This window comes from Leisingera sp. ANG59, assembly GCF_013317235.1.
Classification (GTDB): Bacteria; Pseudomonadota; Alphaproteobacteria; order Rhodobacterales; family Rhodobacteraceae; genus Leisingera.
The window spans coordinates 96649-108498 of record NZ_WLCM01000003.1 but is presented as its reverse complement, the minus strand read 5'-3'; the positions used below and the strand labels follow the sequence as shown (position 1 = coordinate 108498).

Sequence of the window (11850 nt, the reverse complement as noted above, 5' to 3'; positions counted from 1 at the left end):
GGGTCAGCCTTGCGAGTTGGCGGCGAAGCGTTCCTGGCTTGCCGGCAGGTCGGCGGTTTCCGGTTTCCGGAAGCTGACCATGGTGGCGCCGTTCTGGATTGCTGAAACCTTGCAGATCATTTCTGTGCCGTCGCGCAGCTTAACGCTGGACCACCAGGCCTCGCGTCCTTCGCAGCCTGCCACGAAGTCGCGGATCTCACCCCAGGCCGGGGTCGGAGCACAAGTGTCCTGCCAGATCCGGCTGGCATCCATGATCGACACTTTGGCAAAGCTGGAGTCCGGGTCCACCCGCCAAAGGCTGTCGTAAGCGCTATTGGAAAAGCTCATGCTACCGTCGTTGGCGAACACTGCAATGGCCTCGTCCATCTGGTCCAGGATCGACTGGCCCATTTCCAGTTCTGAGCGGAACTGGCGGGTAAGGGTGACCTCGGCGGTAATATCCTCGAACAGGAAGGCGATGGCGCCATCCGGATGCGGCCGGCCCGAGACCTTGTAGACTGAGCCCGAAGGCAGCGACCAGGTTTCCTGGTACCGGCCCTCGGCGGCAGCTTCCAGCAGGTCGGCCATCTGGTGGCGCCAGCTGGAATAGCTCTTGGGTTCCGGCATCATCCGCTGGTCGCGCAGCCGGTCAAAAAAGGTCAGGAGGTTGGGCCGCGAGCTGAGGAAGTTTGCTGGCAGCGCAGTCAGGTCGATCAGCACCGGATTGAACAGCACCAGCTGGCGGTTGCGGTCAAAGATCGCCAGGCCGATCGACAGCTGGGCAAAGGTCTTGGCCAGTGTCTGTACAAAATTGCGCTGGGCAACCTCGGCGTCGACCACGGCGTTCACGTCGACGGCATGGCACAGCCAGCCGGCCTCGGTTTCGGTTGTCGAAACGTTGTACCAAAGCTTCCTGCCGCTGTCCGGCAGCGGAATATGGATCCGCTCCGGTTTGCCGCTGGTCATTGGATCGTGGAGATCAGTGAACAAAGGATCGGCAAAGTCTGCACTGCGGCCGCGAATCTTTTGGTTCAGATTGTCATAAGCGAGGTTGGACCAGGTGACATTTCCCTCTTCCGACTGCAGCCAGACCGGGTAGGGGGCCTGATGCACGGCAGCACGCAGGGTGGTCAGTTCCTGATCCAGGGATTTATTCTGTTCTTCCAGGGTGCTGCGGCGCAGCTGAACGCGGGTCACACCGTCGATCCATTCGCAATGCGCCTCACGGTTTTGGGCAGCGGCGGTGCCGGACAGCACCAGCGGCCCCACATCTTTGAGAAACCCGGGTGATTGCGGCAGTCCGGGGTAGCTGCGGGCCAGCTGGTCGCGCAGCATGCTCCAGTCAAAGTTCTCCGCCTGATCGCCGATAAACTTGCGGGCGCCGGAAGACCAGCCAATCAGACTGCTGTCATCAAACAGAAAAACGGCGTCCGTTCGACCGTCGCCTGCCAGCAGGTCATGTTCCATGCCGTTGCGGCGCGGGGGGGGTGAAAGCCACCAGACTGCGGCAGCAGCTGTGGCGGCGCACAGTGCGGCCAGTACAAACCATTCGATCGAAGCGAAATCCTGCATGTCTTCCTGCCTAGTTCAGCTCTCGTTTGCCTTCATGGTTCCCTAAAAATGGTTAAATGAAGTTTAATTGGTTTCCCAAAAGTGAATAGTTAAATTTCTAAAGGTAAATTTTTGCCGGTAACAGGGCCTCCCGCGGCTATGGCGTCAATTTCCCTGCGCGGCCAGGCGACCTCGACGATGGCGCCTTGCCGCTCAATGCCTGGAAGAAGGGTCTGGTGGGGGTCTGACCCATTGGCAAACCTCAGCTGCGCACCGGTGCGCTGCAGCAGGGTCTTGGCGATGAACAGGCCCAGCCCCATGCCTTCATATTCCGGACGTTGCTTCAATTCGCTTTCTCCCCGGCGGCGGCGCACAAACGGGTCGCCGATACGGCCCAGCAGATGCGGCGGAAATCCCTTCCCGTCGTCGCTGATCCGCAGGACGATCCGCTCATTGTCCCAGGCGGCATCGATCCAGACCGTGCTTTGGGAAAAATCGACCGCGTTCTGGACCAGGTTGCGCAGCCCGTGGATGATCTCCGGCTTGCGCAGCACTGTGGGCTGCTGATAATCGCCGCCTTCCAACGGCTCCTCGTGGTAGAGAACGGCCTTGCCCCGGTGCATATGCGGCTCTGCGGCTTCAGTGACCAGCGTGGAGAACGGAGCCTGCCGCAGGTGCAGATCGTCTTTGCCTGCCCGGCCCATGCTACGCAGGATATCCCGGCAACGGTCGGCCTGTTCACGTATCAAGGCAGCATCTTCGCGCAGGTCGGGCCGGTCTTCCAACTCCTCGATCAACTCGGCGCTGGTCAGCTTGATGGTAGCCAGAGGTGTTCCCAGCTCATGCGCAGCCGCAGCCACCACGCCGCCCAGGTCGGTCAGTTTCTGCTCGCGCGACAAGGCCAGCTGCGTGGCGCTCAGCGCATCCGACATCAGCCGCATTTCACTGCTGACCCGGAAAGAGTAAGCGCCAATAAAAAGGATGGCGATGACGATCGCGATCCAGTTGCCGAAAATGAACACATCCGGGATCCGCAGGATGAACCCTTGCTCAGTCCGCAGAGGCAGGTGAAATTCGGCCATAAGTGTGACCAGTATGATGGCAGTTGCCCCAATGATCAGGGTGGAGCGCAGGCCCATTACCGCGGCGGAAATCGTAACCGGTCCAAGCACCAGCAGGGCAAACGGATTGTTCAGACCACCAGTCAGATAGACCAGAAAGGCCAGTTGCAGCAGGTCGAACAGCACCATCAGGAAGTTTTCGAACTCGCTTAGGCGCTTGTTTTCCGGAAAGGCGAAGATGGCAATCAGGTTGCCAGCCGCGGAAATACCGATGGCCAGGTAGCAAAGGCCCAGTTCCAGCTGCAGGTTAAACCGGTGCTGCGCCACCGCAATGGCCGTGATCTGGCCAGCAATGGCGACCCAGCGCAGCAGGATCAGCGTCCGCAACCGGACCCAATGGCTGTGATCGTGGCTGCTCGGCAGCTTGAAAAGGCGATCGCTCATTCGGATCCGGTGCTCCCGCAGATGTGACGCCGTGCACCAGTTGCATCGGCTGCAATTCTTGATAGGTCTGGCGCCGCAAACGATCAACAACCCTTCCTTGACGAAAAGTGTGATCCCATGACCCGCGTCTATGCTCTTTTAGCTGCTGCTTTTGTCGCCGCCCTGGTGGGCGGTGCCTGGTTCCTGACCCGCGGGGGCAACGGGGGTGACAAATTCGCGCAGTGCCGGAGCAGCCAGATCGCAGGCGGGGCGGATACCATCGGCGGGCCGTTCGAGCTGGTCAATGCCAAGGGTGAAACGGTCACCGACAATGACGTAATCACCGAACCTTCGATTGTCTATTTCGGCTACACCTTCTGCCCGGATGTCTGCCCGATGGATGCAGCCCGCAATGCGGATGCCATCGACGTTCTGGCAGAGCGCGGAATCAGCGTGACGCCTGTGTTCATTTCCATCGACCCGGACCGCGATACCCCTGAAGCCGTTGGTGATTTCGCCGCCAACCTGCATGAGAAGATGATCGGGCTGACCGGCTCGCTGGAGCAGGTGAAGGCCGCCAGCATGGCCTACAAGACCTATTTCAAGAAGAACGAGGGCGACGAGGACTACTACCTGGTCGACCATTCCACCTTCTCTTACCTGGTGCTGCCCGAGGAAGGCTTTGTGGAGTTCTTCCGCCGCGATGAATCCGCAGAGCAGATGGCCGACAAGACCGCCTGCTTCGTCGGGAAAATCTGAAGCAGGATAGCTGTTTGACCTTTTCCCCTGCCCGGACATATTCTTGCGTCAATAGATAAAACTGCGCGGAGGACCGGGCATGGCCGAAACTGCTCTGCAGGAAATTGGACCCGACAAGACACTGCTGCTGGTCGATGACGACGAGCCCTTTCTGCGGCGCCTGGCAAAGGCAATGGAGAAACGCGGCTTTGAGGTGGAGACCGCGGGCTCTGTCGCCGCAGGCAGCGCCATCGCAACCGCCCGCCCGCCGGCCTATGCCGTTGTTGATCTGCGGCTGGAGGATGGCAACGGCCTGGATGTGGTCGAGGTGCTGCGCGAAAAGCGCCCGGACAGCCGGGTTGTCGTGCTCACCGGCTATGGCGCGATTGCTACTGCCGTGGCGGCGGTCAAGATCGGCGCAACGGACTATTTGTCCAAGCCAGCAGATGCCACCGATATCATGAACGCGCTGCTGTCGACCGGTGATGAGCTGCCGCCGCCGCCGGAAAACCCGATGAGTGCCGACCGGGTGCGCTGGGAGCATATCCAGCGGATCTACGAACTGTGCGACCGCAATGTCTCGGAAACCGCTCGCCGGCTGAACATGCACCGCCGCACCCTGCAGCGGATCCTGGCTAAGCGCAGCCCGCGCTGAGTTTCAGAGCTGGGCCAGTAGGTCCGCATGGCGGTTCAGGAACGCCATGCGGGTTTCCAGCGGGGGACGCAGCACGATGTTCAGTCCCTCGACGACTTCCGGTTTCGGACGGCCGAAAAACCGGCTTGCCTCTTTCTCTGAAAACCCCGCGATCTGCACCGCCTCCATCCAGGCGCTGACCTTGTCCGCCCGCTTGATCTGCGCCTTTACCGTTTTGGGCAGTGCGGCCGGCAGCCCGAACCGCAGGTGGATGGCAGCAGTCAGCCGCTGATCCAGATCCCCGTATCCCGGCCCAACAGCAGCCTTCACAGGGGAAATCATGTCGCCGATCACGTATTCCGGCGCATCGTGCAGCAGCGCCGCCAGCCGCCATTTGACCGGCGCCTTGGGCTGCATCCGGGCAAAGATGTCCTCGACCAGCAGCGAATGCTCTGCCACCGAATAGGCAAAATCCCCCATTGTCTGGCCGTTCCAGCGCGCCACAAAGGCCAGCCCATGGGCAATATCCTCGATCTCGATATCCACGGGAGTAGGATCCAGCAGATCCAGACGGCGGCCGGAGAGCATTCGCTGCCAGGCGCGGGCGGGTTTGGCGGGCATGGGATTGTCCTGTCGCTGCACTCAGTCTTGTGACTACCTTCTGGTGCTGTGGCGGGCAATGCTTGCCGTCTTTCGGGTGTTTGCGCGAACACGGATGAAAACGGGCAGTTTATGCGGCGTGAGTTTGAAAAAGGTGCCTTCAGACCCAATATTATAAGTACACAAGGGGCACCGCCCCCTCCCTGCGGCAAACCCCTTCTGCGACGTGACACGCAACAGAAAGGAGTTTGTCATGTTCAAGCGCCTACTTGGTCTTTCCCTGTTGTTCGGCATGGCAGCGACAGCGCCGCCAGCTTTGGCTGCCAGCTGCGGCGACCGCGAGGTGATGACGCAAAAGCTGGAAAGCGGATATTCCGAGCGGCTGACCGCCGGCGGATTGCAGAAAAGCCGTACCGAAGCGACAGTGATTGAAGTTTGGTCGTCGGATGAAACCGGCACTTTTACGGTTCTGGTCACACATGCAAACGGGATCAGCTGCGTTGTCGCAACCGGATCCTCTTTCTTCCACATTGCGGAAAAAGCGCCGGACCCGGGCACGCCAAGCTGATACTGGCTGCCTGACGGGCTTCCCCTACAGCCTGACACTTGATGAAAAGCCTGAGCCCTCCGGCTCCGGTTGCGGGTATCTTCGTTGAATATCAACAAATGCAGTGCTAGGCCCTGCACCAAGTGTACTCGTAACCGGAATGGAGCAGACTATGGCCGGGGATTATATCGTCAAGGACATCGCGCTGGCAGGCTTTGGCCGCAAAGAGCTGGACATCGCCGAAACCGAAATGCCGGGCCTGATGGCGCTGCGCGAGGAATATGGCGAAAGCAAACCGCTGAAGGGCGCGCGCATCGTCGGCTCGCTGCACATGACCATCCAGACCGCGGTTCTGATTGAAACGCTGGTGGCGCTGGGCGCGGATGTGCGCTGGGCCTCCTGCAACATCTTCTCGACCCAGGACCACGCCGCCGCGGCAATTGCCGAAGCCGGGATCCCGGTTTTTGCGATCAAGGGCCAGACCCTGGAAGAGCACTGGGATTACCTCGACAAATCCTTCATGTTCCCCGAGGGCGCAAACCTGATCCTGGACGATGGCGGCGACGCCACCCTTTATGTGCTTCTGGGCGCCCGCGCCGAAGCGGGCGAGGACATCATCCCGGTGCCGCAGTCCGAAGAGGAAGCGGTCATCAAGGCGCAGATCATGAAGCGCATGGAAGCCTCCCCGGGCTGGTTCACCAAGACCCGTGATGCGATCCTGGGTGTGTCCGAGGAAACCACCACCGGCGTCCACCGTCTGTATGACCTGCAGAAGAACGGCCAGCTGCCGTTCCCGGCGATCAACGTCAACGACTCGGTAACCAAGTCGAAATTCGACAATAAATACGGCTGCAAGGAATCGCTGGTCGACGGCATCCGCCGCGCCACCGACACCATGATGGCCGGCAAAGTCGCCGTAGTCTGCGGTTATGGCGACGTGGGCAAGGGCTCTGCAGCGTCGCTGCGCGGTGCCGGCGCGCGTGTGAAAGTCACCGAGGCCGACCCGATCTGCGCCCTGCAGGCTGCGATGGACGGTTTTGAAGTGGTTCTGCTGGAGGACGTCGTGTCCTCCGCCGATATCTTCATCACCACCACCGGCAACAAGGACGTGATCCGCATCGAGCACATGCGCGAGATGAAGGACATGGCGATTGTCGGCAACATTGGCCACTTCGACAACGAGATCCAGGTTGCCAGCCTGCGCAACCACAAATGGACCAACATCAAGGACCAGGTGGACATGATCGAGATGCCCTCGGGCAACCGCATCATCCTGCTGTCCGAAGGCCGCCTGCTGAACCTCGGCAACGCCACCGGCCACCCGTCCTTTGTGATGTCGGCTTCCTTCACCAACCAGGTGCTGGCCCAGATCGAACTGTGGACCCGCGGTGATCACTACGAAAACGACGTCTACATCCTGCCCAAGCACCTGGACGAGAAAGTCGCCCGCCTGCACCTCGGCCGCATCGGCGTCAAGCTGACCCAGCTGAGCCCGGAGCAGGCCGCCTATATCGGCGTAAAGCCGGAAGGCCCGTTCAAGCCGGAGCACTACCGCTACTAAGCGGAATAAGCAGAACACCAAGGAGCGCCGCCGGGGAAATCCGGCGGCGCTTTTCTTTGCCTGGGTTGCTCAGTTGCCAGTGGTTGGGTCGATAACAGTTTCGATTCTAGTGATCTTACTGGCCGGAAAGCCGCTCAGCTTTGAATGCTCGTGTATCGCATCTTCGGAGTCGGCGAGGTAAATGCAGAAAGTTTTGTCGCCGGCAACGTAGGAGTGCTGCCACTGGACCCGAGGAGCCAGTTTGGCCAGCGCGTCATTGGAGGTGCGTGCCGCACCGCTAAGTTCTTCACCGCTCATGCTGCCAACCTTCGGGATTTCCCGTTCGATGAGAAACCTTTGCATGGGATAAACTCCTCCTTTTCACTGGTACGCAGACCTCGATATAGGTCTGTGCCCCGGAAAGGCATGCGTTCCGGCAGATAGCAGCTGGGGAGGCGCAGTCGAAGGGGCTGGAGCTGTGGTCGAGCGGCGCATGTAGGGAGTCACGGTTGCCGTTCCGGTCTTTTACCTGAAGCTGAGACTTTCCCGCTCGTTTCCCGTCTACTCTGATTTAGCTCGCATTGTCCGGGTTATTGTTTTGCGGAATCGGCGCTGGGCGGCCTATACCTAAGAAACCGGCCAGGACGGCCAGGAACCAGATTTTCATACGCGTGTGGTGGATAGTGGAGCACGCGGGGTGGAAGGGAAGGTCCTGATTGTCCTCAGGTCCTTCCCTTTTTCATTTCAGAACCGAGTCAGCTCAAAGCAGCGTCAGCACCAGACCGGCCGCCGCGCAGGCCAGCGTGGCATAGCCGCCATCAATCAGCGTCAGTTTCACTGGCCGCATTCCATACATGTTGTTGAGCGCAATCCAGGGGCTGATGAAAAACAACCCGATGCCTGCGCCGCCGACCAGACCCGCACCCAGGGTTTCGATACCTGACAGGCTGAACACATGCCGCATCATCCCGACGACGATCATTTGCAGAACAAAAGCCATGGCAAAGATCATCGGGCTTTGCCCGCCTTTCGGCTTGCCGCTCTCGTCATATTCCACACCGGAGGCTTCGATCCAGGGCTTGGCCAATGCGCCGTAGTAGACGGCGCCCAGCACAAATGCCACTGCCGCCGCAACAACCACACTCAGGAATTCCATGATGCTCTCCTCAATGGATTCAGTCACTTGAGAGCAGAGTGTCAGATCAGCCGGGATCTGTCTCCCCCAGCGCGCAGATGGCGGCCCATTCCGCTTCGCTCACCGGCTGCACCGACAGACGGGAGTTCTTGACGAGCACCATCTCCTCCAGCCGCGGGTCCGTTTTGATCTGGTCCAGCGTTACAGGTTTGGAAAAGGGGCGCACCGCCTTGATATCGACGCATTCCCAGCGGTCGTCCTCGGTGGTGCTGTCGGGGTGCGACTCGGCACAGATCTCAACAATGCCGACCACGGATTTCTCTTTCTGAGAATGATAAAAAAAGCCGCGGTCGCCAATCTTCATCTCGCGCATGAAGTTGCGCGCCTGATAGTTGCGCACGCCGTCCCATTCCTCGCCCGCATCACCCTTGGCAACCTGGTCATCCCAGCTCCAGGTGGAGGGTTCGGATTTGAACAGCCAGTAGCGCATCAGCCGATGACCTTTTTCCAGGTGATCAATTCGACAGCTTCAAAGAGGCCGGCCTTGTTATAGGGATCGTTTGCCGCCCATGCCTCGCCTGCTGCCATGTCTTCGACGTCCAGAATAACCAGGGAACCGGCCATATTGCCATCCTGATCCAAGAGCGGGCCGGCTTGGGCCACGGCGCCGGTGTCGTTGATATAGGCCAGATGGGCGTCACGGTTGTCCAGCCGGGTCTGCAAATGGCCGGGTTTGTCGCGGGCGATCAATGCAATGAGCATTTTATTCCTCTTTTAACGGTCTTTTAAGCAAATGTGCCGCTGCCTCGCTGATCGTCAAGCGCTGATCTACTAAATTGGTTACCGTGAGCGTGACCGGCATATCCAGCCCCCTCTGCTGGGCCTGCTCCGCAACGGCCCGCGCCGTGGCGGCACCTTCCACGGTGATGCTAGGATCGAATTCCTCGCCCCGGCCGATGGACAGGCCCAGCCGGTAATTGCGGGAGAGATCAGAGGTGCAGGTCAGCGCCAGGTCGCCAAATCCCGAAAGCCCGGCCAGGGTTTCCGCCTTGGCGCCGCTTGCCAGCGCCATCCGCTGCATCTCCGCATACCCCCGGGTCATCAGCGCCGCACGGGCGCTGTCGCCGAGGCCCGCGCCGATTACTGCACCGCAGGCGATGGCCATCACATTCTTCAGCGCACCGCCGATTTCCGCGCCGATGGTATCCGTTGTCCGGTACAGACGCAGGTTTGCCGTGGTCAGCTGTTCCTGCAGGTTCTTGCCCAGTTCCGCATCCCCGCACGCCAGCGTCAGCGCGGTTGGCAGACCGCGGGCGATGTCAGCCGCAAAGCTCGGCCCGGTCAGCAGTGCGGCCAGCGCATCCGGCAGAACCTCTTGGATGACGGCAACCGGGCCTAGCCCGGTCTCCAGCTCAATCCCCTTGCAGCAGGCCACAAGCGTTTTTCCCGCCAGGTGATCTTTGTACTCCTCCAGCACACCGCGCAGCGTCTGCATCGGCACCGCCAGGAGCAGGACGTCAGACACGCAGGCCTTGGCAATATCCGCGGTGACGGAAAGGTTTTCAGGCAGTGCCACACCGGGCAGGCGGGTGCCGTTGCGGCGGCTGTCCTGCATCGCCTGCGCCTTCATCGCGTTGCGCGCCCATAGGGTCACAGGGCCGTTGCCGGCCAGCGAGATTGCCAGGGCGGTGCCAAAGGCGCCCGATCCCAGTACCGAAATGCTCATGCTTTGGCTCCCTTGCGGCCTGACCCGATCAATGCAGGGCTGCTTTTGTCCAGCGGCCAGCGGGGGCGGGCGGTCAGGTCGAGCCCGTCGCGCGCGCCCGCCTTGAACCGCTCCAGCCCGGCATAGGCGATCATTGCGGCATTGTCGGTGCACAGCCGCAGCGGCGGCGCGGTAAAGGTGGCGCCGGCCTCTGCGCAAACAGTCTCTAAGGCAGCCCTAATGGCTGTATTTGCCGCAACGCCGCCGGCCACGGCGATGGCCGGCTGCGCAGGTTGTTCTGCCAGATACAGACGGATTGCGCGGCGGGTTTTCTCAGCCAATGTATCGACCACCGCAGCCTGAAACCCTGCACACAGGTCAGCGCGGTCCTGGCGGGTAAGGCCGCCCTTCTCTGCTGCGATCTGATCCCGCATCCGCATCAGCGCGGTTTTCAGCCCCGAGAACGACAGGTTGCAATCCGGCCGGTCGAGCAAGGGCCGGGGAAAACGGAACCGCTTGGGATCGCCTTGTTCTGCTTCAGCTTGCACCGACGGTCCGCCCGGTTGCGGCAGGCCCAGCAAACGCGCAGTCTTGTCAAAGGCCTCGCCCGGCGCGTCATCGATGGTGCCGCCCAAACGGGTGAAATCTTCAGGACCGCGCACCAGCAGGTACTGACAATGGCCGCCGGAAACCAGCAGCATCAGATAGGGATAGGCGGTCCCGTCCGTCAGCCGCGGCGTCAGCGCGTGGCCCGCCAGGTGGTTCACCCCGATCAGCGGCAGGCCGGTCGCAGCAGCAATCCCCTTGGCGCACATCACGCCTGACATCACGCCGCCGATCAGTCCAGGGCCGGCCGTTACGGCCACAGCATCCATGTCCTTCAGGCTCAGCCCGGCCTCCAACAGCGCATCGCGGACGCAGATGTCCAGCTTTTCGGCATGGGCGCGCGCCGCAATTTCCGGCACCACGCCGCCAAAGGCGCTGTGCAGTTCGGTCTGGCCGAAGACGACCGAGGACAGAACCTCGGGCCGCGCACCCTCAGCCTGCCGCACCACGGCGGCGGCGGTGTCGTCGCAGCTGCTCTCCAGCCCCAGAATTGTCAGGGTCTTCGTCATAGCCTTACCGTTGCATCAAACTGCCGCCGGGGCTACCACCGAAGCGGGTTGCAAACAATCCCGGGAGCCCTGTGATGGTGCCGTTGCTGATCACACGACCGCTGAAAGCGGCAGAGCGTTTTGTTTCTGGGCTGCCTGCGGCGGCGCTGGCCGGAATTCGGGTGATTTATACCCCGCTGATGGAAATTCAGCAGCTGCAGGCACAGATTGAAATGCGCGGCGTCAAGGGAGTGATTTTCACCTCAGCTAACGGCGCCGAAGCCGCTTCACGTGAAACCCTAGTGCGGCTGCCTGCCTATTGCGTCGGGGAACGCACGGCGCAGGCTGCGGCAGAAATGGGCTGGCAGGCGGAGGCCTTGGGGCAATGCGCCGATGAGCTGACGGCAGCCCTGCTGCAGCAACGCCCGGCCGCGCCGCTTCTGCATCTGCGCGGTGCCCATACCCGTGGAAGCATTGCCCGACGGCTGACGGAGGCAGGCCTCCCCTGCGGCGAGCAAATCGTGTATGATCAGGCGCTTCTGCCGCTGACAGCTGAGGCGCAGGCCGCGCTTGCTGCGCAAACTGATGTGATCGTGCCGCTTTTTTCACCCAGGACTGCGCGCCATTTTGCCAATCTGTGCGGGGATGCCTCGCATTTGCATCTGATTGCGCTGAGCCAGGCCGTTGCTGAACCGCTGAAAGGCTTGAATTGCAAGGCGTTGCGCGTAAGTAAGGCGCCGGATGCACCGGCCATGGCAGCGGCTGTCCTTGATGCCGCAGCGCAGCTGTCCCGGCTTGAGGGCAAGGGGCGCGCAGAGTAGGGTCCAGCGTGTTCGCACGAAT

14 protein-coding genes are annotated in these 11850 nt (G+C 61.1%); 5 read left to right on the top strand and 9 right to left on the bottom strand.

Annotated elements, in window-relative coordinates:
* Positions 1-3: 3 nt before the first annotated feature.
* Both GKC28_RS03760 and regB read right to left on the bottom strand, forming a co-directional pair.
* Positions 4-1551: a PAS-domain containing protein gene (locus GKC28_RS03760; protein WP_174145195.1), complete on the bottom strand. Its 1548-nt coding sequence runs from the start codon at positions 1549-1551 to the stop codon at positions 4-6.
* An 89-nt stretch (positions 1552-1640) separates the two neighbouring features.
* The gene (gene regB / locus GKC28_RS03755) at positions 1641-3035 is read right to left on the bottom strand and encodes a sensor histidine kinase RegB (RefSeq protein ID WP_174145194.1); all 1395 of its coding nucleotides are present in this window, start codon (positions 3033-3035) and stop codon (positions 1641-1643) included.
* Positions 3036-3152: 117 nt separating this feature from the next.
* On the opposite strand from regB, the gene GKC28_RS03750 reads away from it, so the two are divergent.
* Positions 3153-3773 carry an SCO family protein gene (locus GKC28_RS03750; protein ID WP_174145193.1) on the top strand — a complete coding sequence of 207 codons (621 nt, stop codon included), beginning with the start codon at positions 3153-3155 and terminating at the stop codon, positions 3771-3773.
* Positions 3774-3852: 79 nt separating this feature from the next.
* Positions 3853-4407: an ActR/PrrA/RegA family redox response regulator transcription factor gene (locus GKC28_RS03745; protein ID WP_039184470.1), complete on the top strand. Its 555-nt coding sequence runs from the start codon at positions 3853-3855 to the stop codon at positions 4405-4407.
* A gap of 3 nt (positions 4408-4410) precedes the next feature.
* Here the strand turns inward: GKC28_RS03745 and GKC28_RS03740 are convergent, their stop codons facing one another.
* Positions 4411-5007 carry an HD domain-containing protein gene (locus GKC28_RS03740; protein WP_174145192.1) on the bottom strand — a complete coding sequence of 199 codons (597 nt, stop codon included), beginning with the start codon at positions 5005-5007 and terminating at the stop codon, positions 4411-4413.
* Positions 5008-5239: 232 nt separating this feature from the next.
* Here GKC28_RS03740 and GKC28_RS03735 point away from each other — a divergent pair, with 232 nt between their 5' ends.
* Entirely contained in the window at positions 5240-5554 is a 315-nt protein-coding gene (locus GKC28_RS03735) for a hypothetical protein (RefSeq protein WP_174145191.1), read from the top strand.
* Positions 5555-5705: 151 nt separating this feature from the next.
* A complete protein-coding gene (gene ahcY / locus GKC28_RS03730) occupies positions 5706-7094 on the top strand; it encodes an adenosylhomocysteinase (RefSeq protein ID WP_174145190.1) in 1389 nt (462 codons plus the stop codon).
* Positions 7095-7163: 69 nt separating this feature from the next.
* Here the strand turns inward: ahcY and GKC28_RS03725 are convergent, their stop codons facing one another.
* The 6 genes from GKC28_RS03725 to tsaD form a co-directional block, all read right to left on the bottom strand.
* A complete protein-coding gene (locus tag GKC28_RS03725) occupies positions 7164-7436 on the bottom strand; it encodes a DUF4242 domain-containing protein (protein ID WP_174145189.1) in 273 nt (90 codons plus the stop codon).
* 397 nt (positions 7437-7833) lie between these two features.
* A complete protein-coding gene (locus GKC28_RS03720; RefSeq protein WP_174145188.1) occupies positions 7834-8229 on the bottom strand; it encodes a DUF1761 domain-containing protein in 396 nt (131 codons plus the stop codon).
* A gap of 46 nt (positions 8230-8275) precedes the next feature.
* Positions 8276-8698 (bottom strand): EVE domain-containing protein, encoded by a 423-nt coding sequence (locus GKC28_RS03715; protein ID WP_174145187.1) that lies wholly within the window; start codon positions 8696-8698, stop codon positions 8276-8278.
* On the bottom strand, positions 8698-8970 hold the full coding sequence (locus tag GKC28_RS03710; RefSeq protein ID WP_019295350.1) for a YciI family protein: 273 nt from the start codon (positions 8968-8970) through the stop codon (positions 8698-8700). Before GKC28_RS03710 ends, GKC28_RS03715 begins: the two co-directional genes overlap by 1 nt.
* A 1-nt stretch (position 8971) precedes the next feature.
* Positions 8972-9934 (bottom strand): NAD(P)H-dependent glycerol-3-phosphate dehydrogenase, encoded by a 963-nt coding sequence (locus GKC28_RS03705; protein WP_174145186.1) that lies wholly within the window; start codon positions 9932-9934, stop codon positions 8972-8974.
* Positions 9931-11028 (bottom strand): tRNA (adenosine(37)-N6)-threonylcarbamoyltransferase complex transferase subunit TsaD, encoded by a 1098-nt coding sequence (gene tsaD / locus GKC28_RS03700; protein WP_174145185.1) that lies wholly within the window; start codon positions 11026-11028, stop codon positions 9931-9933. The genes GKC28_RS03705 and tsaD overlap by 4 nt, the downstream gene beginning before the upstream one ends.
* A 74-nt stretch (positions 11029-11102) precedes the next feature.
* Between tsaD and GKC28_RS03695 the strand changes: the two genes are divergently transcribed.
* On the top strand, positions 11103-11828 hold the full coding sequence (locus tag GKC28_RS03695; RefSeq protein WP_174145184.1) for a uroporphyrinogen-III synthase: 726 nt from the start codon (positions 11103-11105) through the stop codon (positions 11826-11828).
* The last annotated feature ends 22 nt before the right edge of the window (positions 11829-11850 follow it).